Origin of the sequence: Mucilaginibacter roseus (genome assembly GCF_021215455.1) — a bacterium.
GTDB lineage: Bacteria > Bacteroidota > Bacteroidia > Sphingobacteriales > Sphingobacteriaceae > Mucilaginibacter > Mucilaginibacter roseus.
Genome location: NZ_JAJPWV010000001.1, coordinates 46,648 through 70,530, shown reverse-complemented (window position 1 = coordinate 70,530; position 23,883 = coordinate 46,648). Strand labels below are relative to the sequence as shown.

The 23,883-nt window shown below is 44.2% G+C and carries 23 protein-coding genes; 8 read left to right on the top strand and 15 right to left on the bottom strand.

Annotated features, from left to right (window positions below; genetic code table 11):
• Positions 1 to 435: 435 nt before the first annotated feature.
• From LT679_RS00300 to LT679_RS00270, 7 genes are all read right to left on the bottom strand, one after another.
• Positions 436 to 1,710, bottom strand: a complete 1,275-nt coding sequence (locus LT679_RS00300; protein WP_232174900.1) for an NAD(P)/FAD-dependent oxidoreductase — start codon at positions 1,708 to 1,710, stop codon at positions 436 to 438.
• A gap of 4 nt (positions 1,711 to 1,714) precedes the next feature.
• Positions 1,715 to 2,737, bottom strand: coding sequence for a zinc-dependent alcohol dehydrogenase (locus LT679_RS00295; protein ID WP_232174899.1), 1,023 nt, complete (start codon positions 2,735 to 2,737; stop codon positions 1,715 to 1,717).
• Between the two features lie 213 nt (positions 2,738 to 2,950).
• Positions 2,951 to 3,091, bottom strand: coding sequence for a hypothetical protein (locus tag LT679_RS00290; RefSeq protein ID WP_232174898.1), 141 nt, complete (start codon positions 3,089 to 3,091; stop codon positions 2,951 to 2,953).
• A gap of 166 nt (positions 3,092 to 3,257) precedes the next feature.
• Positions 3,258 to 4,076: an SGNH/GDSL hydrolase family protein gene (locus LT679_RS00285; RefSeq protein WP_232174897.1), complete on the bottom strand. Its 819-nt coding sequence runs from the start codon at positions 4,074 to 4,076 to the stop codon at positions 3,258 to 3,260.
• 442 nt (positions 4,077 to 4,518) lie between these two features.
• Complete coding sequence (locus LT679_RS00280; RefSeq protein WP_232174896.1) at positions 4,519 to 5,418, bottom strand: helix-turn-helix domain-containing protein; 900 nt, start codon at positions 5,416 to 5,418, stop codon at positions 4,519 to 4,521.
• 313 nt (positions 5,419 to 5,731) lie between these two features.
• Positions 5,732 to 6,721 (bottom strand): NAD(P)H-dependent flavin oxidoreductase, encoded by a 990-nt coding sequence (locus tag LT679_RS00275; RefSeq protein ID WP_317206521.1) that lies wholly within the window; start codon positions 6,719 to 6,721, stop codon positions 5,732 to 5,734.
• Between the two features lie 44 nt (positions 6,722 to 6,765).
• A complete protein-coding gene (locus LT679_RS00270; protein WP_232174895.1) occupies positions 6,766 to 7,773 on the bottom strand; it encodes an alpha/beta hydrolase in 1,008 nt (335 codons plus the stop codon).
• A gap of 124 nt (positions 7,774 to 7,897) precedes the next feature.
• Between LT679_RS00270 and LT679_RS00265 the strand changes: the two genes are divergently transcribed.
• Entirely contained in the window at positions 7,898 to 8,275 is a 378-nt protein-coding gene (locus tag LT679_RS00265; protein WP_232174894.1) for a MerR family transcriptional regulator, read from the top strand.
• Positions 8,276 to 8,411: 136 nt separating this feature from the next.
• Here LT679_RS00265 and LT679_RS00260 read toward each other — a convergent pair whose 3' ends face one another.
• Both LT679_RS00260 and LT679_RS00255 read right to left on the bottom strand, forming a co-directional pair.
• Positions 8,412 to 9,362, bottom strand: a complete 951-nt coding sequence (locus LT679_RS00260; protein WP_232174893.1) for a protoheme IX farnesyltransferase — start codon at positions 9,360 to 9,362, stop codon at positions 8,412 to 8,414.
• A gap of 42 nt (positions 9,363 to 9,404) precedes the next feature.
• Positions 9,405 to 9,857, bottom strand: a complete 453-nt coding sequence (locus LT679_RS00255; protein ID WP_232174892.1) for a hypothetical protein — start codon at positions 9,855 to 9,857, stop codon at positions 9,405 to 9,407.
• Between the two features lie 411 nt (positions 9,858 to 10,268).
• Between LT679_RS00255 and LT679_RS00250 the strand changes: the two genes are divergently transcribed.
• Complete coding sequence (locus LT679_RS00250; protein WP_232174891.1) at positions 10,269 to 10,901, top strand: Crp/Fnr family transcriptional regulator; 633 nt, start codon at positions 10,269 to 10,271, stop codon at positions 10,899 to 10,901.
• Positions 10,902 to 11,253: 352 nt separating this feature from the next.
• Here LT679_RS00250 and LT679_RS00245 read toward each other — a convergent pair whose 3' ends face one another.
• The 3 genes from LT679_RS00245 to LT679_RS00235 form a co-directional block, all read right to left on the bottom strand.
• Positions 11,254 to 11,997 carry an SDR family oxidoreductase gene (locus LT679_RS00245; RefSeq protein ID WP_232174890.1) on the bottom strand — a complete coding sequence of 248 codons (744 nt, stop codon included), beginning with the start codon at positions 11,995 to 11,997 and terminating at the stop codon, positions 11,254 to 11,256.
• A gap of 81 nt (positions 11,998 to 12,078) precedes the next feature.
• Positions 12,079 to 12,288 carry an SRPBCC family protein gene (locus LT679_RS00240; protein WP_394800131.1) on the bottom strand — a complete coding sequence of 70 codons (210 nt, stop codon included), beginning with the start codon at positions 12,286 to 12,288 and terminating at the stop codon, positions 12,079 to 12,081.
• 66 nt (positions 12,289 to 12,354) lie between these two features.
• Positions 12,355 to 12,498 (bottom strand): hypothetical protein, encoded by a 144-nt coding sequence (locus LT679_RS00235; RefSeq protein ID WP_232174888.1) that lies wholly within the window; start codon positions 12,496 to 12,498, stop codon positions 12,355 to 12,357.
• A gap of 139 nt (positions 12,499 to 12,637) precedes the next feature.
• Between LT679_RS00235 and LT679_RS00230 the strand changes: the two genes are divergently transcribed.
• Positions 12,638 to 12,985 (top strand): winged helix-turn-helix transcriptional regulator, encoded by a 348-nt coding sequence (locus LT679_RS00230; RefSeq protein WP_232174887.1) that lies wholly within the window; start codon positions 12,638 to 12,640, stop codon positions 12,983 to 12,985.
• A gap of 51 nt (positions 12,986 to 13,036) precedes the next feature.
• Here LT679_RS00230 and LT679_RS00225 read toward each other — a convergent pair whose 3' ends face one another.
• Both LT679_RS00225 and LT679_RS00220 read right to left on the bottom strand, forming a co-directional pair.
• Positions 13,037 to 13,417 (bottom strand): DUF4260 domain-containing protein, encoded by a 381-nt coding sequence (locus LT679_RS00225; protein WP_232174886.1) that lies wholly within the window; start codon positions 13,415 to 13,417, stop codon positions 13,037 to 13,039.
• A 60-nt stretch (positions 13,418 to 13,477) separates the two neighbouring features.
• Positions 13,478 to 14,047: a Crp/Fnr family transcriptional regulator gene (locus tag LT679_RS00220; RefSeq protein WP_232174885.1), complete on the bottom strand. Its 570-nt coding sequence runs from the start codon at positions 14,045 to 14,047 to the stop codon at positions 13,478 to 13,480.
• A gap of 534 nt (positions 14,048 to 14,581) precedes the next feature.
• On the opposite strand from LT679_RS00220, the gene LT679_RS00210 reads away from it, so the two are divergent.
• From LT679_RS00210 to LT679_RS00200, 3 genes are all read left to right on the top strand, one after another.
• Positions 14,582 to 17,206, top strand: coding sequence for a PAS domain-containing protein (locus LT679_RS00210; RefSeq protein ID WP_232174884.1), 2,625 nt, complete (start codon positions 14,582 to 14,584; stop codon positions 17,204 to 17,206).
• A 156-nt stretch (positions 17,207 to 17,362) separates the two neighbouring features.
• Positions 17,363 to 20,290, top strand: a complete 2,928-nt coding sequence (locus LT679_RS00205; RefSeq protein WP_232174883.1) for a PAS domain-containing protein — start codon at positions 17,363 to 17,365, stop codon at positions 20,288 to 20,290.
• 43 nt (positions 20,291 to 20,333) lie between these two features.
• Complete coding sequence (locus LT679_RS00200; protein WP_232174882.1) at positions 20,334 to 20,690, top strand: response regulator; 357 nt, start codon at positions 20,334 to 20,336, stop codon at positions 20,688 to 20,690.
• 728 nt (positions 20,691 to 21,418) lie between these two features.
• Here the strand turns inward: LT679_RS00200 and LT679_RS00195 are convergent.
• Complete coding sequence (locus tag LT679_RS00195; RefSeq protein WP_232174881.1) at positions 21,419 to 21,601, bottom strand: hypothetical protein; 183 nt, start codon at positions 21,599 to 21,601, stop codon at positions 21,419 to 21,421.
• 101 nt (positions 21,602 to 21,702) lie between these two features.
• On the opposite strand from LT679_RS00195, the gene LT679_RS00190 reads away from it, so the two are divergent.
• Positions 21,703 to 22,674 carry a hypothetical protein gene (locus tag LT679_RS00190; protein ID WP_232174880.1) on the top strand — a complete coding sequence of 324 codons (972 nt, stop codon included), beginning with the start codon at positions 21,703 to 21,705 and terminating at the stop codon, positions 22,672 to 22,674.
• A gap of 253 nt (positions 22,675 to 22,927) precedes the next feature.
• Entirely contained in the window at positions 22,928 to 23,788 is an 861-nt protein-coding gene (locus LT679_RS00185; RefSeq protein WP_232174879.1) for a prephenate dehydratase, read from the top strand.
• The last annotated feature ends 95 nt before the right edge of the window (positions 23,789 to 23,883 follow it).

Here is a 23,883-nt window from a genome sequence, read left to right as displayed (position 1 = left end):
ACAGTACAAATATATTAAACGCTGTTCAAATACAAGGCTGTTTAGATTTTTTTTTTTACAACCTGACCTTAGTTTGACCAAAACTCTCATGTCTTTGATCCTACGGGTTTCATTATGTCTTTAATTTATTTCTTGATCGGTGAAATTTCCGGAAAACATACTTATGGACTATTGTCAACAAGGGTAATTGTCGTTATGTCTCTAACGATCCCGTGTACATTGCTGGTTTACTTTTAGCTTATGCCCAGGTATATCTGCCGGACATTTTTTACGAAAGGTCAAGCAATGAGCAATACAAACAGTTCAGCGTAAAGAAGAGTTGGTCTTATATGAATAAAAAGAATTTTAATCAGAGGTTTATATAAGCATATTACATCGTAAAGCGGAAAAGTTCAAAGGTCATCCGTACAGGTGGCCTTTGAACTTGTTAACTTATTATTTCGGACGCTCAATGATCCGCATTGACTGATCATTCGTCAGAAATGAAATGAACCAGTTATGAATTGTCTTGATCTTGTTCTGAAAACTTACCAGGGAAAAGAGATGTACAAATAGCCATGCCGACCATGCAAGGAAACCTCTAAAAAAGAATTTCGGCCTAGGTATCTCCGCAACGGCTTTATAACGACCTATGATAGCCATTGAACCTTTATCATTATAAGAAAAAGGTTTTGTCTTTGCATCTGATTGCATGGCCTTAAGGTTTGCTGCTAAATTTTTACCCTGTTGAATGGCAACCTGTGCCAACTGCGGATGGCCATTCCCGAAATCCGGATCAGTGGTCTGAATACAAGTGTCGCCGATAGCATAAATGTTTCTGAGGCCGATCACCGCGTTATAAGCGTCAACCCGTAGTCTGTTACCGCGACCATAGGAAGATTCGGGAAGGCCTGCGAATGTCCTGGCCATAACACCTGCAGTCCAGATCAAAGATTTTGTAGGTATGCTTGAACCGTCCGAAAAGATCACGGCATCATGGATATAGTCCTTTACTTGTTTTCCTAACATCACATTCACACCCATATTGATAAGGGTATCTTTGGTGTAGCGTTGTGATTTCTCGCTCATCGGTGCCAAAACAACATCAAGCGCATCAACCAGATAGATTGCAGGATGCTCCCCTTTAAGCTCTGGATATTCCGCTTCCTGTACTTTCTTCCTGGTTTGCGCGATCATGCCCGCCAACTCTACGCCGGTGGGTCCGCCTCCTGCTATGACAATGTTGCTCAATTTCGCACGCTCGACCGGATCTGATTGCAGTGTAGCTCTTTCAGCCTGCAGAAGAAAGAAATTTCGAATATTGACTGCATCGTCGATTGTTTTCATCGTTAGCGCTGACCTTTTGATGTTATCAATGCCAAAATAATTACTTTCCGTCCCGGTTGCCAGCACCAGGTAATCGTAAATGAGTTTCCCGTTATTCAAGATCACCGTATTATGCTCCGCATCGATCTCGATAAGTTCCGCCATCCGGAAGCGTATGTTTTTTTTACGGGCAAACATTTTTCTGAATGGGTAGGTAATATTAGAAACCTCCAGAAATCCCGTCGCCACCTGGTAAAGCAGCGGTGGAAAAAAATTGTAATTGTTCTTATCTACCAGGGTCACATGTATCCCGTCTTCGTCAGCAAGGCTTTTTGCCAAATTCACGCCGGCAAACCCACCGCCAATGATCACGACCTCCTTATAAGCATTATTCATTTTCGACATGATATTATTCCGGTTTAACCAACACCTTGACAGAAATTTTTCCGTCAGCCTGCGTTGCAAAAGCCTCTGGAAGATCCTTCAGAAGGAAGCGGTGTGTTATGATTGGGGTCAGATCGATCTTCCCTTCAGCAACCAGATCGATGGCATCCTGCATATCTTCACTACTATAGGCAAATGATCCTTTGATACGTAACGCGTGCTGTAGGACGACGTTCGGATCAAGTTCAACCTTTTTGCTATAGCCTGCAACCACGATCAACTCACCATTTTGGCCAAGTACTTCAACTGATTGCCAGAAAACAGGTGTTACGCCGGAACATTCAAATGCAAAATTTAAGTTAGGCAATTCGGTACCCATCACGCCGGGGATATTTTTCCCGAAGCTGTCCGAAAGGAATTTGGCCATGTCACCATCTTCAGACGGATTGAATATGAATTTTGCACCCATATCATCTGCGATCTTCAGCCGGGTCTCGCTCACATCACTTACAGCAACATCGTGAATACCTAAGGCATTCAGCGAGGCCAGAACAGCTAATCCGATGGGCCCGGCTCCAGTGATCAGTGCAGTCTGCCCAGGCTTGATGTCTGATAACTTAACTGCTGCCAAGCCAACGGTCAGTGGCTCGATGAGCGCACCCTTGTCATCCGTGATTTGATTGGGAATAGTTAACACATTGTACCCGGCTTTAGCTTTTTCGATCAGGATATAGCGGGCGAATCCCCCAGGTGCATGACCCAAACCTGTCCCCGCGATCATCGGATTCACAACCACTCTGCTGCCCACATCGAGGTCTTTTATGTTTTTACCAACAGCTTGTATCGTGCCCGTGAATTCGTGCCCCAGGACTGTTCCGGGCGGCAGCAGCGGTTCATGGTAAAAATGCAGATCGGAACCACAGATTCCGGCCATAGCAATCTTGATCAATACACTATCATCGGTCAGTTCAGGTATCGGCAGATCCAGCACACGGATATCATGTACTCCCTGAAAGCTGCCTGAAGGATTTAATTTATTTGTTTTCATAGTATGTATATAGATTGTTATTTAAAAAAGTATGATTGCTTGCCGGGTCATGTGGACCAAAGTGTCGATAAGTTTAATTATTTATACAGATCAGACACTTACCGTGTGCATGCAGGTAAAAGTCATCGTGGGTTAAAACAAGTCCTTTCGGACCTTCCTGATGTGTGATAAGGAACAGGCTCAAAGCGAATGGTCAAGGTTCACGATCGCCTCCTATCCCTGCAGGTGATCAGCAACACCGCTGAATTGTGAGTTTTGCAAACTTTGCTCCGGGGTCAGTACATTATTGTTGTTTGTAGCTGAATGGTGACGGAATAGCTGCTTGGTGAAATCGACCGATTTTCTTTTCGCCATGCAAAATGTTCTTTGTCCTTGATGATGCCATTCCACCTTGGCCGGTAGTGGTCGACTGTAAATACAAATAGGTTTGGACGAGATCGGTCTTTTTTAAAAAAATGTGCTTAACCCTGGTCTACCTGTTGAACATCCGGGCTATTCTTTAATGACCGGGATGGTATGACTATGGCCAGTTGCCTGACGGGTTCACAATCTTGTATAGATGTTTTTCAATCTCTGGTGTCCACCATAACTTGTAGCCTGAACGATGCGGATGCACATGGTCACTCAGCATGTAGAGTTTCATCTGATCCTCTGAAATATTATTAAATTTTTCGTTGTTATATAAATCAATAATGGAAATGTCCCATTTCTTTTGAACGTCATACAGCTTTTTGATAACTGTGCTGTAATACTTATCCTCAAAGTAGCTGTTTGTGTAAAAGACCACTGGGCAGTTCCACGTTTTTTTTGCATAAGCAATAATGTATTCAATAGCTCCAACAGTAGTTTCTCTATCAAGGTCCTGGATGTTGGTCGACTGACTTATACGGCCTATTTTTTTCAGTCCATTATATCGGGTATCATTGGTAGACAATTGGCAGATGAAAATGTCCACTTTGGCTTTGGTGTCAAGCTTTTTGATCCGCTCAACATAAGAATTTTGACCATTGTCCATCATCACCGTTGCACCTTTCGCCTCCTTTCCGATAATGCAATTATTTCTTTTTGCGATATAATCTGCAAATGATTCTTCACGAGCTGCAAAACCCGCGGTCACTGATGAACCTAAAAAGAATAGGGTCTTGCCTTCAAGCGGACTTGATTTCAGAACCGGCGTATTTTCCACGCTATATACCGAATCATTTCCTTCTGCGAAATAACCAGATATATAAAAATACCAAATTGCCAATGCTCCGGAGGCAGTTATAATTGCCCCAACTGTCCATTTAACTAATATTTTGCTTTTATGTCTCACCGTTTTACCTAAAATCGTTTTCAAATGACTCAAAAAATATTTGAGCGTTCCTTGGCATCAATTTCTGTTACACTTCTTCTCATTCGAATAAGTTCAAGGTTTCAAGCCCGCTGACCGTCCGCCATCTACTAACTAAACTTGTCCGATCACGTGAGATGCTTCATTGCTTGCAAGAAAGGCAACGAAATTTGCGACTTCTTCTGACTTACTAAGTCTTCCTGAGGGATTTGAGAGGTCATTGACCCGGACTACCTTAATCAGGAATTAATTTTTTATAAATGAACCTTGCATGTAGCTTCTTCATTCGTTGTTTTAAAAATCTCGCGTTTAATTGTGACAAGAAAGTGCTGCTCTACAAAGTTCAGAATAACATTGTCCGGCAAAAAGGTCTGAGTTGCGGTAAAGTTGGTTTAAATGTCGGTAAGGGTCGATACATTCCGGTCCGGCCGGTGGGAATCACCACTTATTAAGTCTGCCTGTGAGATTTGGGGGAAAGGCCTTTGTGACGCTTAAAAAACTTACCAAACGAGGACTGATCGTAAAAGTTCAAATAATCGGATATTTCAAGAATGCTTAAAGCGGGATCATCTAATAACGCAATGGCTTCCTGTAGAACATAGCTGTCAATCACTTCGCCGGCAGTTTTGCCGGAAATTTCCTTTACCGTTTCCGTGAGATATTTGGCCGATATATTCAGTTGTTCAGCATAGTATTTGACGCTTCGCTCATTCCTGAATTGTTGTTGTACCAGTGTTGCAAAGTTGGTGACGAGGTTTTCTTTTCGTGTAAAGATTACATTTATTTGTAAAGCATACTTTTTACTTAAACCCGCCATCTCGTATAACAACATACTGAAAGTTGTAATGACAAGTTCCATCCCATAAGGATGGTCTCCTATCTCATCACAGCGTTTAGCGATCTGCTTGAAAAGGTTATAAATTAGCTTGAAATCAGTCGGTTTTAATTCCCATAAAGGCGAATATTGGGAGCTAAAGGGCGCCAATAGCAAATAAGAATGCAGTGAAAGTCCGGCTTTTGATAAAAAGTCAGCAGAAAACGCAAGCGTTGATATCATTCCGCTGTTTTCTGCATTTAAACTTCCGGCTTGTTTTAAATCATTAGGCGCAATTAGAACCATTCCATATTTCTGTACTTGGTACTCGGTGAGATTTATATTGACATTCATTTCCCCGCGAACAACTAAGCTAATCAAGAAAAAATTGCTTCGGAACTGTCTTTTGGTCATCTCTTCCTCGACATTCGACATATTGATATGAACACTCAGTCCGTCTATATGACCTTCCATCTGCGCATCTGTATCATTCGGAAAATCAGCAAAATCGTAAACAGGAACTGTCCCTTTCATTTTCTTCGCAGGATTAATTTTAAGGATGGTGCGAGGCCTGACTCAGCCGGACTAAAATTGATGTGATTACAATAGGATCCGGTCGGCAGTCATATAATTGGACACGCATACAATTTGAACATGACAGGTCGTTTAAGCTGACCAAACTATACGCATTATGAGCATAGAAAACGTTCAAAAATCAATGACGGTTTTTAGTTACTGTTTAGCAAGACAACGTTTCTAATTTGCAGAATCGCCAAGGAGGAAGACGCAAATAAGCTGTTTTAATTTCCAAGCAGGAACCATCTATTTTGACTTCGGCAAGGCTAGTTCAGATAAAGTCCTGCATCACATCATTGATCACTGCTTTTACAGAACGTATTTCCTTGATATAGGTGATCCCGTTTCCTACTGAAATGTAACCCTCTTCAAGGTTGCCTTCCACCATGCCCACACGCATGCCCTGATTAGAAACCAGCACATTGGTGATTTCTTCGGTACTTTTCCCTGCTTTATCCATCTCTACCAGCTTATATGCGAACGGAGTTGGCAGAGAACGGTAGAATGATAGTGCAGAGCGGAACATCAGCAGATCGTCCGCTGAGCTATTCACCACCATTTTTTTAACACTGTCTGCCATGCGGCTTTCCAGGGTAGCCAAAAATAAAGTACCGGCGTAGACGCCCTCGGCACCTAAAGCAAACACGGAACGCACGCCATGTACGTCGGTTATACCACCAGCGGACATCACCGGGATCGTTACCGCATGCGCTATCTGCGATGTTACAGAGAATGTGCCGATGGTTTTGCTCGGCAGCGTTCCACCTTCGTCGAAACCTGTTGCTATGATGATATCAGCACCTAACCGCTCTGCCTCACGGGCGTTTTCCGGCGTGACATCAAGCGGGCGGCATAATATCTTGCGCCCTGCTTCTTTAAAGATTTTAAAGAATGCGGCATCTATTCCGTTGATCAGGACCACCGGCACATTCTCCTCCAGGATCAAGTCAACCATCAGGGGATATACATCCGGATTTCCTGCGATCATGACCGGTATCCCGAAAGGCTTATCGGTCAAAGATTGCACTTTCCGTATTTCTGTCCGCATCCGCCCGATCACTTCCTCATTAGATTTAGGATTAGTTGTTTGTCCTGCGTGCGGGCCAAGTATTCCTAAACCTCCGGCTTCACTCACTTCAGCTACCAGTCTGGCATCTGTCATCCAGGACATCGCCCCTTGGATGATGGGATATTTTATTCCTAAAATTTCAGGAACTCTGCTTTGGAGTTCCCACTTCTGAATATTCTTATTTATGCTCACGTTTAAAGCTCTCTTTAATATTTATTCACACATCCGGTTAAGTTCTATGCTTCGCTACCGAGCATAGATGCCATAATTTTTGAGCGGGCATCTAAGTACAATTTTGCCTGCGGTGACTCTGGGCTAATCACATCGATACCGTGGGGTACACCGTTTAGTACCAGTAGATCTGTCTGTACGCCCGACGCAATCAGGCGGTTGGCGTAGTCGATGTTCTCATTAACAAAAAGGTCCAGGCTACCGACCGCGATAAAGGTCTGTGGCAACTTACTCAGGTCCGTGGCCAGACTTGCCGAATAATAGGGCATTTCTTCTGCAGGAATATTCTGCCCGGCTTTCAACATCTGCCATGCAGTATAATTAAATTTAGGGAGCCAAATGAATTCGCCGGCATAAGGATTATTGTACAACGATTCGTCAGACCCAGTCCTATAATCCAGCATGGGGCAAACCAAAACCTGGCCTTTCAGCGTAAACTCACCTAAGTCCCGAACTTTTAATGCCAGGCGGGCAGCCAATCCACCACCTGCGCTTTCACCCATAACAATGATCTTTTCTTGGTCAAAGCCCAGTTTTTCTGCGTGATCAATTAGGTATGATAACCCGTGGTAAGCATCGTTAATGTCTGCGGGGTACGGGGCTTCGCCTGCCATACGATATTCCACGCTTACAACGATGGCACCAGTTTCATTGGCAAGTTCAAATAATGACTGATTTTGCTGACGGGCATTTCCGAGTAAGTAACCACTGGCATGAATAAAATAAATTACTGGGTATTTTCCTTGCTCTTTCGCCTCAGGATGGAAGGTGTAAAGTTCCACCGCCGGCTGCTGGCCGTTTGCCGGAGCAACGAGTTTTCCGGTCGGGGACGGTGAATTTGCTATATTGTAATTAAGCTGATCGGCATTCATTTGGGCAAGCAACGCTTTGGTATGCTCAGGCCGGTTAATATCTAATTGATGAAACTGGTTGGTCATATCAATAAACAGTTGCGACGTAGGAACGTGCTTGAAATCTTCGGCCAGCAAATGCGCCGTTTTAAATCCTGACATGGTGTGTTATGTTTATAAGCGGCAATGTTAAGCACAGAATAAAACACACGCAACCATAGACTATACTCTATACTTTAGTATTTTACAAATAAATTATATTTGCAGATAAATTTCTGAAATTAACATGCTTATCAACCAATTGGCTAAACGTACCGGAGTAACGGTACATACGCTCAGGTATTATGAAAATTTGGCGCTTATACAAGGAAAAGTTAACCCAGAACTCAAAAGTAATAACTACAAATACTATGATGAAGAAGTAGTGGAAAGAGTCACCATCATCAAAGATGTTCAGGGCTTGGGCTTCACGCTGGCTGAGATAAAAAAAATGTTCCACGATTATTACAGCCGCGAAGTTTCTATCGAAGAGCGTGTCAATATTTTAAGCGATAAAATTAAAGAGGTTGATGATAAAATTAAGCACTTTCATGACATGAGGTCACGGCTGGTATCTATCAGAACAAATATTGAAAACGGGCTCGGCTGTAAACCGGAAGCTTAGCAACAATATAGCCACCCCTCTGGTTTTACACGCCTTGATAGCTTCGGTGGTCAAGCCTCAATTGATGCCCATTGTTAACTGTATATCGTTTAGAGGTACTGCTTCTCCAATTTTAATTCAGTAGTTATCGACCGGATCAGCAGAATAACAAAACCAAATGAAAGGCAGGCAGATAGAACAACGAATTAAACATAAGTTGTCTGGCATTATTCCTTGAGGGTTCCAGAATCAGTTTTGCGGCGGACCAAAGAAAGACCAGGCCGAGCATGAAGATCACCCCAACTGCCCATGCACTTAAAATGCCAAAAAGTCCGGGGCTTATTCCCACAAGTATGAGCGCAAGTGCAGATATAAAGATTATGACCGCACTCTTACGGCTCTGTTTACGATCAGGTAGCAAATAGATCCCGGCCTTACTGTAATCATTGTAAGCTGACCAGGCGATCGCCCAGAAATGCGGAAACTGCCATATGAACTGAAACAGGAAAACAATTACGCCCAGCAGTATATTTTCCCTGTGGAGGACCGGGTTTTGATGCACTGCGGCGAGGTAACCTATCAACGGCGGAAACGCTCCGGGAAAGGCACCCACCAAAACAGCGAACCTCGTTCGCGACTTGAGCGGCGTATAAATGAAGGCGTATACCAAAATACTGACGAAAGACAGTAATCCAATGACCAAACTGATACTGCTGAGTATCTTAGTGCCGGCTAACGACATGATCATGGCGATGACCAAACCCTGTCCGGTTGTCAATCGCCCAGCCGGAAGCGGTCGGTTTCGTGTGCGATCCATAAGTGCATCCGTCTTAACTTCGATAACCTCATTCAGGCAACCCGCCGCTGCTGTAACTAAAAATCCTCCAAAAACCAAATTGAACCAGGCGCCCCAGTCAAAGCCCGTTAAGGTATCTCCGGAGTTTAGGTATTTCAACCCGATCAGATAGGTCATCGAACAAGAGAAAGTAACTGAAATTGTAAGCCGGAATTTGATCAGTTGTGCAAAGTCATTTAAAATATATTTCCATGAACCGGCGCGACGCACCTGTACGCCTTCCGGATCAGTAATAGTTCTTGCGTTTGTCATTCAGTTATTATTAAACAGGGTTGATACATCGAATGATAGAATTTATTTGGCATTATTTGTAAAGGCACATTTCTTTGGCCTATGCTCATGAGGTAGTGTTTCTTTCACCAGGCTGTACTTTTTTTTCAGTTGATTTTTAACCCTTCGTATGATGTTTAAAAACGAAGTAGTATAACCAGATGTTATTCTCCATTCAACGATGCGCGGGTCGCTGACACGTTCAGATCCTGCAGGTTGACCGCCGATAACGACAAGCATCTGCCCAGTCCTTAGCCAGTCCGGCACCGTGACGGTATGCGGACCTGGATCTGTCTTCCACCAGAAGATCAGGTCGATATCACTGGACTCCAGATGCGGTAAAAAATCAGTTTCCCCGGTGTATACCGCGACTAAAGACATCGCGGGAACCGTTCTTGACAAGGAAGTGATCAATCTGGCATTCTCCTCATTCCCAGCAATCGCTAAGCATTCTATCTTTGGATATTTCCAACCCATATTTTCGTGCAACAAGGACCAAAAATAGCAGGCTATACAGTTCCAAGACGAGGAAAAATGTCACAAAATTTAAATGTCAGTTGAATGGTGATTAAAATGCTCTTCTACATGCATTGGCCAATATTCCCTGAAGTTGCGTTGATCCAATAATTTTTCCTTCGTCGTTATTCATTGGCGGCAGCCTACGGAGATTTGACAATATACCATGCCTCCGACAATGCCGTGCCATCATGGGAAATGCACATAAGCAGAATCGGTTACAGGTCAGCTCCGCAAACACCGGCCCCGTAACGGAACTATTCGATAAACGCTTCAGAAAGGCTGATTTCAGATGGTCTAAATGAGAAGAAATTTTCAGCGGCCGTGTCAGGTGCGACCCAGTGCATTTGGTCACCGGACCTTCATAATTACTTGGAAGGTTTGAATGCTACCGGTCTAATGATAAATTTGAATGAACTCAATTTTATGGCCGAAGCTTTCATTGATTACATAACGCAGCAAGCAGCACTGACCCAACACGAGATCGAGTTGCTCAAGTCAGTAGGTTTTACCCGCAGTTTGAAGAAGAAACAATTCTTTATTAAAGAAGGGGACACTTGCCGTCAGGCAGCGTTTGTGATCAAGGGACTTGTTCGTATCTACCGTGTGGCGGACGATGGTTCAGAACATACTTTATGTTTTTCTCCGGAACGATGGTGGGCAACCGATTGGGAAAGTTATGTCGAACAGGTTCCCTCCGGAGCCAATATTGTTGCACTTGAAGATTGCGAACTGCTTGTGTGGACTAAAGAGGATTTCGACCGGCTGCTGCGTGACATACCTGCAATGAATGCGTTTTTTCAGAAGTTCGTTTCGGACCGGCTGAAAGCGAGCCTCGCCAGGATTTATATGTACATCAGTCAATCCAGTGAGCAAAAGTATGAATACTTCGTTAAAACCTCCCCTGATCTGCAAGGCCGGGTTCCCTTGCATATGATTGCCTCTTACCTGGGCGTTACCAGGGAAACGCTTAGCCGGGTGCGAAGCAACTTTGCGCACAGGTAGCATTGTTATTACGTATAATAAGGCATTATATGTGTTTGCGTAAAAAAGATAGACAACGAGGTCACGAGCTGCCGATCTTGAACGTATCATCCCTTTCAGCCGCTTGAAATACATTAAGCCACACTTCTCACTATGGGGCATGTTTGTATAGCCGCTGCGAAGTATAATCACCTTGCGTAGGAAAATTTTTAGGACCGTATCAAGTCCCTGCTTTTTTCAAACAACTCTTCATATGGGCACCCGGTGATACGATATAAATTTACATTCAGGGTGCCCGCATGGAAGATGCTGCTTTTGTTAAGTAAAGTAAGCGGGCTTTAATGAATAACCTCCCATCCTCACATTCTTTAAGTTACTTTCCGCCGTTTACCGCCATCAATGCTTCTTGTGGCGATCTAAGAAATAACTGAAATATGTTTTCCGTATCGCCGACTCGAATTTCAAGTTCATCTTTGGCAAAACCTGTCATAAATGCCGAAGCGACCTCCGCTGCAGTGATCTTAGGCGCGTTTAATGCTTCGGCAAGCGGTGTATCAACGAGCGGAGGCATGAGTTCGAACATCTTGACGTTGGAACCGTTACGCTGTAACTGCAGTCTTGAACCCAGTACGAAAGAATGTAAAGTGGCCTTGGTAACACTGTAGGTAGGGTATTCCAGGTTCGGAACGTAGGCTAACCCTGAAGTGGTAATGACAATAGCTGCCTCCTTCTTTTTGCTTAGCAAAGGTTCTAAGGCATGACTAAGCCTTACATTAGCCAAATAATTGGTATTGATCTCGGACTTTGCATATGCCTGGTCAAATTCCGTCGTATACAAGGTATGATTATAAGCAGCAGCGGCATTCAGTATCGCAACGTTTATTTCAGAATAGTTCAGCTTGACTTTTTGGATCAGCTTACTGAGTTCATCCTCATTGGTGAGGTCAGCTGGGATAGCTACGGTGTTGTGTAATTTTGCTGCTTCACTTTCCAGTTGTACAGCCGATCTGTCTACCATAATAATTTTGTTGTTGCATTGGCTGAACAAACGGGCGATTTCCAGCCCTATACCGCTGGCAGCTCCGGTAATTAAAATAGTGTTTTCTGATGTTTTCATGTTTTAATGATTAAATATTGAGCAGAAATGAGTTGATGAAATCGAATTTTATAATTTGAACAGCATTGAAAAGATGGTCAATCACCTTTTTTCCAGGTAATGTTTGAGTTTGTATCCAATGATGGCTTTCCAACCTTTTTCAAACCGGTGCCGGGCAAAATGAGCATCATCAGGGAAGCTGCCCAGCCCGCTGTGCGTGAGCCTAAGTCGTGTCTTTTCACCCTCTGGAAATAGTTCGAAGATCACTTCTGAATTGCCCGGATATCCTTGATAGGTCCAGGTATGCGCCAGCTTTCTTTTCGGAACGATCTGTGTAACTTGCCAGTGTTTCTTAAAGCTAGAACCGTCATCCTCGAATTACATTTCAAATCCTACTACAGGCTCAAACCTCCTTAGCTGAGGAAAATACCATTTCTTCATGGCAGCCTGATCGGATAGCGCCAGCCACACCTTTTCGATGTGAGCATTATAAACTTGCATCAGTATACAGGGAAGATCCATGTTTTATCTTTGTGAGATTATTCGAAATAGTGGTCAATCTCCAAAAAGTCCGTTATGTTTCTGAGGTAAAGACCTGTGCAAAGAACGCCCTTAATCTTAAGTAGTTCTAATGTTTTTGGTATCTTTTAGGATACCAAATATGAAAGACAAAGCAAAACATATTTTCCATCGTGACGTGCAGGATGTACTGGATCTGATAGGTGGGCGCTGGCGGGGTGCTATAATGGCTTCATTGTGTAACAGCCCCAAACGCTTTCTACAGTTAAAAGAGGACCTGGCACCGGTGACCTCAAAAGTACTGATCAAAGAATTACGTTACTTGGAGCAGAATAAGCTTATTAACGCACTGCGCAGCACCGAAGCGGAAAACTCCGTGGTGTATGCGCATTCTGAGCATGGCAAAAGCTGTGCGCCGGTCATTATCCATTTGCATGACTGGGCCAAAAGACACCGCGAAGTTATGCTGAAAGCTATCAAGGAGGGTTAGCACTGGTGTCTTACTTATCATCAGTAAATTTAGGTAATAAGTAATGCCGGATTATTTATCTTTCCCCATCCAGCCGGAACTGGTATGCTTAAAATTATCATTGAATTTGAGGCCGTAACCCAGCATACGGTCAAAAGAAGAGTGGGCAGCTAAAAGTAAGCCACTGGTTAAAAGTATATCGAGATGCATCAGGCCGCCAGCAGCCACAAGCGCCAGTGCAATCCCCCGGTGATGAAATAAGTTGTACGTAAAAGCGCCTGTACGCGAGTTCACCAGGTAGCCAAGCATAGATAAGTCAGGACTAAAGAACAGTAATGCCCAGAGCCATGCCGGCAAACCGAGATTGAATTTGGATAAGAAATATATGGCAACTGCAGTTATGGCTGCCTCTTCAATTTTGATGGTGAAGTCCATCGCTTTTTCCTGATTCATGGTGCTGATTTTGTTAAGTCAAACGTAAGCGCTGAACGTTCCGTTTACTCTTGACAAAAATCAAGAAACCAGTTTTCTTCTGATCCGGCTAAAGGTTTCCGGTGTCATACCCAGCATGGAGGCTAAATATTGAAGCGGTACCTGATTAAAAAGTTCCCGGTTCTGATCGAACATTTTTAGGTAACGCTCCTCGGCCGTCATGGAGATGAAGTCAAGAATCCGGTTTTCCATCATCACAAAACATTTTCCCATGAATAGCTTTTCAAACTCGTGCCATTTGGGTACCAGTGTTCCCATCGTAAGGTAGGCTTCATAAGAAATGGTAAACAAGCGCATGTCGGTTAGCGCCTGCATGTTAAACCGCGAAGGGTGACGAAACATGAAACCCTGAACATCCGTTACGAAAAAACCGGCAGTACCTATCCACTGGGTAACATCTTTTTCGGGCAAATCCACGTATACTCTCAAAATGCCACTTTCTATGAAGCTGAGTTTGTCGCAGAACTTACCTGATCTTAAAAAATAATTACCTTTTTCCAGGGTTTCGATCTTAAACAGGCCGCTCACTCTTTGACAGTCAGTCGGACTAATGCCGAAATGGTGGTGGATATAACTCTCAAGTCCATTCATTATTCAATTTTATTTTGAAGTAAATCAAAGATGACGATTCATAGGCGAACCAACGGCTCATTACCTGAAATATTTTGAATCACACTCAAGTTCAAATATATGAAGCCCTGCAAGCCCCGCATAATAACTTTCCTTATGATCCATTATATAACGGCTTAAAAAGAGGATAGGATAATCCAACAGCCCCTTTTTAGTCAGATAGTGGATGTTAAAGATCCTACCGGTGCGGACCTTTAACTTGTATGGTTTGAGGACCTGATCACGGACAATTTGCGAAGACGAGCATTAGCATCGTTCTTCCGGGTGACTTCATCGCTTTCAGCATTTTAAGCTAAACACTATAGGCAATGCGTGATGCTGGAACGAGGGTAATATTTAAGAAACTATATTGACCATCTTCAGGCGTATTTAATACTCTTATAAAAAAAGCCGTTCGATTTACAATTAACAACAAATTTGTGCTGCTATGCACTTGATGGCGTTCAGATTTTCTTTGTAAATAATTTATTATCTTTATCATTTTGATTTTATCATATGAATAAGACCAGGCTGCTTAGTAGTGATCAATTGCTGGACATTTTTTCCGGTTCACATATCGCAACGGCGATTTACACCACGGAAGATCTGATCATTGAAGCAGTCACGGAAGCTATGTTGCATTTCTGGGGCAAGACACGCGACATTGTTGGCCTCCCTTTAGAGATCGCTGTCCCGGAACTGGTCGGTCAGCCATTTATAGAACAGATGCGGGGAACATTCCAAACCGGGAAGATCTTCTCTGGGAAAAGTGTACCCGCTGTACTCGAGAACAACGGCAGGTTGCAGACGAGTTATTACGACTACGAATACCGGCCGCTCAAAAATGCCGACGGTCGCATATATTGCATGATACATACCGCATCAGATGTTACTGATGCGGTCTCAGGCCGCAAGGCGGTCGAAAAAGAGCAGCAGCACCTGAATGATCTGGAGAATGAGCAAGCTCTCAATGAAGAACTGGCGGCAGCAAATGAAGAGCTGAGTGCGATCAACGAGGAGCTGCAGCAGACGCAAGAACACCTTAATCAGTTAAATGCCGAATTAGAGGATCGTGTAACGGAGCGAACTGCTTCGCTCGAATCGAGCGAGGCAAAAATGCGCTACCTGATCGATGATGCTCCGGTTGCCATCGCCGTGTTAAGCGGGCCGAACTTTATCGTAGAACAAGCGAACCAATATATACTTAAGATATGGGGCAAGTCTTCTGCCGTGATCGGGCAGACCATCTATGACGCATTGCCGGAGATCGAGGGACAGGCATTCTTTCCGATCCTCGAAAATGTGTATGCCAGCGGCGAAGCTTATTATGGCAGCGAAGCACCCGGATTGATGGAATACGATGGCGATCTGCGACAGATCTTTACTAATTTCGTTTTCAAGCCCATTACGGATGAGAGCGGGGAAACGCACAGTGTAATGATCGTTGCCACGGAAGTTACCGAACAGGTGCTGGCCAATAAAGCTATCGGGGCGGCTAAGTACCGACTGGAAGCCATGGTACAGACCACCCCGGTCGCGATGACGATATTGAGCGGAAGGGAACTCGTCATAGAACAGGCGAATGCCGCTATGTACGAGATCTGGCAGCGCAATGCCGGCCAAACGCTGGGGAAAAGATTGATCGATGTGTTCCCGGAACTGGTTGGACAGCCTTTTCCGGAACTCCTCGCGCGTGTATTCGATACTGCTGAAAGTATCGCCTTTCCGGAATTACCGGTACTGATCAAGCATCCGGATGGATCTGAGAAGAACATTTACGTGAACTTCTCTTATGATCCGATCATCGATCAGGACCAGCAGGTCGAATCTATCCTGGCTTCTGTGGTCGATGTGACCGGGTCGGTCCGGTCACGTCAGCAATTAGAGCAAAGCCAGACAGAGTTACAGGAAACGACTGAGGAACTGGCGGCTTCCAATGAAGAGCTGAGTGCGATCAATGAGGAGATGGTCGCTTCTAATGAAGAACTGGCCTCCACGAATGAAGAGCTGGTCAGTACGCAGGAACATTTACACGAGCTGATCGGGCAGCTACAGGAAAGCAAGGAACGTTTTAGCTTTCTGTTGAATACGATACCGCAGCAGGTTTGGACCGCGGACGCATCAGGCGCGATAGATTACGTGAACCAGGTGGTCATCAAAGATTTCGGGGCAAGCATGGATACTATCGTTGGTGAAGGGTGGCAGCGATTTATTCATCCGGAAGATCTGCCCCGGGCGATGGATCTGTGGCTACACGCGATCGAGAACGGTAATGAGTATGTCGTTGAATTCAGGTTGTTGTTCGCCGATGGCAACTACCAATGGCACTTGGGTCGTGCCGTACCGTTGATCGAGAATGGCAGGATCCAACTTTGGCTGGGCACCAATACGAATATCGATCTGCAAAAGATAAACGAGCAGAAGAAAGATGAATTTATATCGATCGCCAGCCATGAACTTAAAACGCCGCTCACCAGTATCAAAGCTTTTAATCAGCTTCTGCTCCGGGGCGGGGATATTAACCGTTTAGCAGGCTTTGCACAGAAATCCGCAGATCATATCAAGCGCCTGGAAAAGCTGATCGCAGATCTGCTGGATGTGACCCGGATGAATTCCGGTAAACTCGAGTATGATATGCAGCCTTTCAGCTTTAGACAGTTACTGACCGAAAGCGTGGAGAACATCCGGCACATGGCGGTCAAGCATGAAATTATCCTGAAAAATGCCGTAGATATCAGTTTTACGGGAGATCATTTTCGTCTGGAGCAGGTCATGAACAACTTTCTTTCCAATGCGGTCAAGTATTCCCCACAGGGTGAGAAGGTCATTGTCAACAGTGCATTGGAATCCGACCGCTTGATAGTTTCCGTACAGGATTTTGGTATCGGGATCGATCCCACCCATGTCAATAAGCTATTTGACCGTTATTACCGCGTCGATAACACGGCCATGCGGTTCGAAGGATTGGGTTTGGGTCTGTTTATCTCATCAGAGATATTGAAGCGTCACCAGGGCAAGGTGTGGATAGAAAGCGAACTTGGAAAAGGCTCTACCTTTTATTTTAGCATCCCCATTTTGACAGAAGGTTCCTCCGAGCCGGCCATCGCCGTCGACCTGGGTGCTAAGTTGGAAAATAATTAGATCATCCTTCGATATAAGCCGTGTTTTGACGCCGGATCGATCTTTTAGCTATTAACAGTTATCACACTGATGCCAATATTGATCCGAAAATGCGCCAAAACTGAAAATTGATGTCCTATTAATTAAATTAATTACTTTTGATAATATTTTGCCCGCATGCTTTCCCCTTACGCTCAACAAACTTTGGTTAATGCACTTCCGATAGGAGCCGCTATTTTCACAGGTCCTGAACATCTGATCGGTGCGGTCAACCCGCAGATGCTGGCGATCTGGTCCAAAGAAGCTGATGTGACCGGAATGAAGTTATTGGACGCTATCCCGGAGATCCGAGATCAGGGCTTTTTTGAATTGATGAACGATGTCTACACGAGTGGAAAGGAACACCATAACCCGGATGGCCAGGCTGAGCTGCTGGTAGACGGGCAGCTTCAGACCAAATATTTTGATCTCTCCTTTAAACCGCTTAGGGATAGTGCCGGCAGGATCTATGGCGTGGTGAATACAGCGGTCGATGTTACAGAACGCACTTTGTATTCCAAACAGCTACAACAGGTCAATGAAGAACTCAGCGCAGTCAATGAGGAAATGGAAGCTTCCGGCGAAGAACTCCGCACCGCCTATGACCAGTTAGAACATACGCATGATACGCTGGTCATAACGAGTCAGATAGCAGAATTACTATTGGAAAGCGCGCCTGTTGCCGTAGGCGTGATCGATGCGGTGAGTTTTAAGATAGATACGGCCAATACCAAACTGCTGGAATTATGGGGTGTGGATAGGCAGGCCATCGGTAAACCTTTGGCTGAAGTGCTTTCCAGCTTTGAAAGCGAGTTGTTAACCAACCTGATCTTAAAGGTCAGGGACGCGGGTCATTCCCTTTATGGCAATGATGTCAAAACGATGATCGAACGCGGTGGGGCATGGGCGACCACCTATTATAATTTCGTCTACCAGCCTATCAGGAACGGGAAAGGCGAGGTCATCAGTGTACAGATCGTGGCCAATGAAGTGACCGACCAGCGTAATGCCAAGGCGGACGTTGACGCCGTGCTGGTCCAGCTCCATTTAGCCCAGAAAGCGGCGCACTTCGGGGTGTTCGACCTGGACGTGGTAAATGATAAATTGTATTGGGATGAACGCACCCGCAAAATATTTGGCGTAGATCCAGATAAAGCCATAGGTTACAGCAGCGATTTTGCGGAGGGACTGCACCCCAATGACCGGGAACGGACATTACAAGCGGTCATTGATGCTTACGATCAGCAACTTACCGGGGGCGTTTACGATGTTGAATACCGCGTGGTCGATGCCGCTAACGGTAACATCTGCTGGGTAAAGGCGGTAGGCCAGGTCTACTTCAATAGTGAGGCTGAACCTCAGCGCTTTGTTGGCACGGTGGTCGATATTACCGGAGCTGTTGAGGCGAGGCAGAAACTGGAGGCCAGTGAAGTGCAGCAACAGGAGCTCAACGAAGAACTTTCGGCCATCAATGAAGAACTGAGCGCCGTTAATGAAGAATACCAGGCGGCTAACGAAGAACTGACAGCGATGAATGACGAGCTGCGATCTATTCAGGAGGAGCGCACCCTGCTGCACCGGGAATTGGAGATCAGGGAAGAGCGCCTGCGCTTTGCGATGAAAGCTGCGGATGTGGGTACCTGGGACCTGGATATTGTAAACAACCAGGTCAGCTGGGATGAACGCTGCAAGGAACTCTACGGTTTTTCCAAAGACGATGTGGTGCCTTATGAGCAGGTGCTGAAGTATATGCATCCTGATGATATGCCCCACGTTAACGAGGCTGTAATGTATGCCCTCGATCCCGCATCTAACGGCGCGTATGACATTGAGTTCAGGACGATCGGTGCAGAAGATCAGCGTCTACGCTGGCTCCACTGCTGTGGTAAGGCGTTCTTTGATGATAAAGGTAGCGCTTACCGCTTCTCCGGAATCGCACAGGACATTACCGTGCAAAAAATGCAAGCTGATGAATTAACCCTGACGCTACTCAAAGTAAAAGAAAAAGAAGAACAGCTGACCTCGGCGAAAGAAGCTGCCCAATTGGGCCTGTTCGACTGGGACCTGGTGAACAAGGTCTATAATTGGGATGCCCGTTTCCGCGAGATCTTCAATCTCCCGGATCAGGATACTTTCCAGGATAACAGTGTAGTTTTCGAACGGCTGCACCCGGATGATGTGGAACGTGTCAGACAGGCGGCTAAGCGATCACAAACGTACGATCGATCCAGTGGCGGTAGCTACGACATTCAATACCGGATCTCGGCTACGGAACACTCGCCCGAGCGATGGGTAAGAGCGATCGGTAAGACCTTATTCAGTGAAGAGGGCACACCGCTCCGGTTCATCGGCTCCGTGCTGGATATCACCGAGCAAAAGCAGGAGGAGCAGCGCCGGATAGATTTTATCGGCATTGTCAGCCACGAACTCCGTTCGCCATTGACCTCTCTGAACGGCTATCTGCAAATGCTGGAGATGAGTGCGAAGAAAAATGATGATCAATTTACAAATAATGTAGCCGCAAAAGCTAAACGCCAGGTCGGTAAAATGAGCAGCATGATCACCGGCTTCCTGGATGTTGCTCGCGTTGGCGAAGGAAAGATAAATATAGATAACAAACCCTTCGATATGGCGGACCTGGTCAAGGCAGCTGAATCGGAATCATTAGCGACCATTACCTCACATACTGTAATTTATCATCCGGTAGAGCATACCCCTGTCCTCGCCGATCAGGACAAAATAGAGCAGGTACTGATCAACTTTATTAATAACGCGGTCAAATATTCCCCACAGGGAACAACAATCAATGTGTCTGCAGTAACGCAAAATAGACAAGTGCGTGTATGCGTCAAAGACGAAGGCATGGGTATTCCGGCCAAAGACCTGCCGTATGTATTTGACCGTTTTTATAGGGTGGACGGAGAACATATGAAGACTACCAAGGGCTTTGGTATCGGGCTGTATCTATGCCGCGAGATCATTGAACGGCACGGCGGAAAGATCGGCGTGCAAAGTACTTTAGGCGAAGGCAGTACCTTCTGGTTTGAAATTCCGGTAACCCATTAAACTAAAGGCACTATAATTGCTCTATAAAGAAATGAGGGTTCCAATGAGTAAAGTTTTGGTTTGTGATGATGACAATGACATACTGGATATGACCAGCATGCTTCTTGAATTTGCAGGCTTCCAGGTCATCACGCAGATCAATAGCAATAAGGTGATCGATCAGGCAATCGCAGAAAGACCGGACGTAATGCTGATCGACATCTGGATGCCTTTTCCTGGAGATAAACTGACCCGGCAGATCAAACAAACACCGCAACTTTCCCGTATCCCGGTCGTGCTTTTTTCAGCTGCGATCAATGGCAAAATGATCGCAAAGGAAGCCGGAGCGGATAGATTTGTAGAAAAGCCTTTTGATGTAGAGAATTTGGCGGCTATTATCAATTCTGTGATCGCAGCATAGCAAGCCATTTATTTTGTGGGAACACAAAATAAATAAATTAACTGATCCCGTTTTATCATTTTTTATTTGCTGGTTTTGGAAGCTCCCTCTTCCGGAAATTGTTACGGTCATATAAGATCACCGCAAACTTCGGCGCATCCTCTCACCATGAATGTATCCATAAACCCTTATAAAGTTACTATTGAGGTGGCCTACTGCAATTGGTCAAATTTTCGCTCTTAATTAACCGGTTTGATCGTTGGGTAAAAAGATGCGTGTGGTCCGGCTCGAACCAGGGACCCAATTAAAAACCTACCGGATTTTTAGTATTTTCGGGTCGGTTTCGGTATTTTTGTGATGTCGGAAAGGTGATACACCAAAACGGCCACCGAGGCCAGTTGTGGACACTGTAATTGATTGAAATTCAGTACGAAATAGAGATATGAGTGTAGCCCAGGTGGGCGCACGAAAAGCGATTTTTACCAATCGCAAAACCCTCTAAGTCGCTGATTTAGAGGGTTTTTTGTTTTATTCCAATCCTTTTCAATCCTTACGAATGCACGCTTTGGAACACCAATCCGGCGACCTGAAATATGTTTTTTATATACAGGTCGCTAAAATTGAATAATATATTGTTATCCAGCATTTCAAGCTAATTAAACAAATCGCCTGATGGGCAACAATTTATTTAATTTGTATGCAGAAAATCAGCGCTCAGAGTGACAGCCCCATAATCAGACAAGTAACCGCTACAGGTTCTCCCCCGCCGGGCCTTGCTCTTTATTTGAGCTTTCTGATTTTTCCTGCTCAGCAGCATCGGTTTTAACGCTTTTGTTGAGTTGCGTATCGGTACCGGTGTTCTCGCCTATCTCGTCGCGGTGCAGGTTGCTGTCGTCGTTGGTTTGTTTTATATCTTTTGGATCGTTATTCATGGTGTAGTGTTTTATTAAATAACGTTATGGGCGGGTTTTGGTTTAGGCTCATTAAAATGATACTCATATTGCGTATATTCGTTGCCAGATATCTAAACCAAATGAAATTAAGCTTACTAAAAATCTTCGCAGTATTTTTACTGCTTTCTGCTTGCTCCACCAAGAAAAACGATCCAAAACCTGAAGAAGTAACGTCGCCACTTACTACTGAAGAGCAAAAATTTAATGACAGCATAACTAAAGCTCATAATGTAGATGTAAGCAAAATTAAAGGTCTGCGTATTCATAGCGCTATCGGAAAAGCCGGCATAACTAAGTACACGTATTTATCTGGCAATATAGCTGATAAGTATTGGTATGGCATATTTCTCAACGGTCAAGTTGTGTACCAAAAAACTTATCCGTCTTATCCAGACACAATACTTTCGGAAAACAATACAATAAAAAAACTTGACAAATTTTTATTGCAATCAGCTTATGATAAGGATGATAAAAACATGATCATTCTACTAAAAGATTATGTACGCCCTAAGCCTGACTACAATATTTATAGTTATAAATGTGATGGTGTTGTGGTAGATATGACATCAATGAAAGAAGCTGTATTAAATACAAGGTTAGGAAAAGGCGATAAACATTACAGGCTACAGGGCATAAGGCCATGGTTTAATAATTCTTATTTATTTTTCAGTCAAAGTGTGGAAGATTCTCAAATTAAGATTTTTGAAGATTTTGATTTTAAGATGCCGTTGATAATTAACCAAGCCCACAATTATTATTTTCCACATCCATTAAATAGCTATCCATTAAGCAAAACTCAATATGTAGCTTTTTACCCCAATCAAATAGTGTCCGGAGACCTTGACACAGAAAAGTATAATTACTGGCAGTTAGATACATTTTCATATCCACCTTTTTTCACCGAAATTAATTTCCTTGGATATACTAATGAGGGGAATAATGTTGTGACGGCCAAGTATGATTATAAAGAACCGAATGGACCTTTGCAAGTATATGCCATCAAAGTAAACGTTAAAGAAGGTAAAGAAATCTCACGAGTTAAATTGCAATAGCGATTAACATTCCTAAAAAGTCCTGTACTTGGTATAATCAATTAAATTTTTATTTTTTATTTGGAACAAATATTTCAAACACTTACATTAGCGGCATCAAACAAAACAATGATAACTAACAACGCATATTTTTACGGTTTTTACTTTTACTTTAACAGGTAAGAGCCGGGACTGATATGCACTAACTAACATACAGAAGAAACTGAAAAGTCCCGGCCCGATAAAGGCCGGGACTTTTTGCTTTAACAGGGTTATGATAAACGGAACACCACGGGTTGCAATACAAGGCATACGCGCCTCCTTCCACGAAGAGGCCGCCTTCAGGTATTTTGGCGAGGACATTCAAACCATTGAATGCAACTCTTTTAAACAAACTTTTGAAGCCCTTAAAAACGGCGAGGCTGATTATGTGGTTATGGCTATCGAGAATAGTATTGCCGGTAGCCTGCTGCCCAACTACTCGCTGCTGTTAAACTATAACTTTCCGGTTATTGGCGAGGTTTATCTGCCTATACAACTGCACCTGATGGCGCTGCCGGGCGTAGCCTTTGAGGATGTTAAAACGGCCATGTCGCACCCGATTGCTATACGCCAGTGTGTTGATTTTTTTGATGATTACCCGCAGATCAAGGTGATCGAAAGCAATGATACCGCTGCCTGTGCCAAACGCATCCGCGATGAACAGCTTACTGATACCGTGGCCATAGCCAATACGCTGGCCGCTAAGCTATATGGCTTGCAGATATTGGAGCGCCGCATTGAATCGAATAAAAAGAACTTTACCCGTTTTTTAATACTCACCACGCATGATAACGCTGTTAAGGTAGAGGCCAACAAGGCATCGTTATGCTTCCAGGTAAGTAACGAGGTAGGCTCGCTGGCCAAGGTGTTGAACATTTTTGCCGAGAACCATATCAACATGAGCAAAATTCAAAGCATGCCGGTTTTAGGCAGACGTAATGAATACAATTTTTACGTCGACATAGAATGGGCTGCCCAAAATGAATACGATACCGCACTCCGCCACATATTAAAGTACACCCAAAACTTTAACATACTGGGCGAATATAAACGGTATGAGGAGGGAGTGCAGACAATAGCCGATGGACAATAGACCATAGCAAAACTTTAATATAGTAATTAAGAAATATTCAATTCATAACAATTAACAAAATTTGAACACCACCATGGACTATTGACTATGGCCCA

What these genes read in the sequence shown, in the direction of transcription:
- LT679_RS00300 (WP_232174900.1), bottom strand. Translation starts at nt 1,710, where the DNA reads ATGTCGAAAATGAATAATGCTTATAAGGAGGTCGTGATCATTGGCGGT.
- LT679_RS00295 (WP_232174899.1), bottom strand. Translation starts at nt 2,737, where the DNA reads ATGAAAACAAATAAATTAAATCCTTCAGGCAGCTTTCAGGGAGTACAT.
- LT679_RS00290 (WP_232174898.1), bottom strand. Translation starts at nt 3,091, where the DNA reads ATGGCGAAAAGAAAATCGGTCGATTTCACCAAGCAGCTATTCCGTCAC.
- LT679_RS00280 (WP_232174896.1), bottom strand. Translation starts at nt 5,418, where the DNA reads ATGAAAGGGACAGTTCCTGTTTACGATTTTGCTGATTTTCCGAATGAT.
- LT679_RS00270 (WP_232174895.1), bottom strand. Translation starts at nt 7,773, where the DNA reads ATGTCAGGATTTAAAACGGCGCATTTGCTGGCCGAAGATTTCAAGCAC.
- LT679_RS00265 (WP_232174894.1), top strand. Translation starts at nt 7,898, where the DNA reads ATGCTTATCAACCAATTGGCTAAACGTACCGGAGTAACGGTACATACG.
- LT679_RS00260 (WP_232174893.1), bottom strand. Translation starts at nt 9,362, where the DNA reads ATGACAAACGCAAGAACTATTACTGATCCGGAAGGCGTACAGGTGCGT.
- LT679_RS00255 (WP_232174892.1), bottom strand. Translation starts at nt 9,857, where the DNA reads ATGGGTTGGAAATATCCAAAGATAGAATGCTTAGCGATTGCTGGGAAT.
- LT679_RS00245 (WP_232174890.1), bottom strand. Translation starts at nt 11,997, where the DNA reads ATGAAAACATCAGAAAACACTATTTTAATTACCGGAGCTGCCAGCGGT.
- LT679_RS00235 (WP_232174888.1), bottom strand. Translation starts at nt 12,498, where the DNA reads ATGGATCTTCCCTGTATACTGATGCAAGTTTATAATGCTCACATCGAA.
- LT679_RS00230 (WP_232174887.1), top strand. Translation starts at nt 12,638, where the DNA reads ATGAAAGACAAAGCAAAACATATTTTCCATCGTGACGTGCAGGATGTA.
- LT679_RS00225 (WP_232174886.1), bottom strand. Translation starts at nt 13,417, where the DNA reads ATGAATCAGGAAAAAGCGATGGACTTCACCATCAAAATTGAAGAGGCA.
- LT679_RS00220 (WP_232174885.1), bottom strand. Translation starts at nt 14,047, where the DNA reads ATGAATGGACTTGAGAGTTATATCCACCACCATTTCGGCATTAGTCCG.
- LT679_RS00210 (WP_232174884.1), top strand. Translation starts at nt 14,582, where the DNA reads ATGAATAAGACCAGGCTGCTTAGTAGTGATCAATTGCTGGACATTTTT.
- LT679_RS00205 (WP_232174883.1), top strand. Translation starts at nt 17,363, where the DNA reads ATGCTTTCCCCTTACGCTCAACAAACTTTGGTTAATGCACTTCCGATA.
- LT679_RS00200 (WP_232174882.1), top strand. Translation starts at nt 20,334, where the DNA reads ATGAGTAAAGTTTTGGTTTGTGATGATGACAATGACATACTGGATATG.
- LT679_RS00195 (WP_232174881.1), bottom strand. Translation starts at nt 21,601, where the DNA reads ATGAATAACGATCCAAAAGATATAAAACAAACCAACGACGACAGCAAC.
- LT679_RS00190 (WP_232174880.1), top strand. Translation starts at nt 21,703, where the DNA reads ATGAAATTAAGCTTACTAAAAATCTTCGCAGTATTTTTACTGCTTTCT.
- LT679_RS00185 (WP_232174879.1), top strand. Translation starts at nt 22,928, where the DNA reads ATGATAAACGGAACACCACGGGTTGCAATACAAGGCATACGCGCCTCC.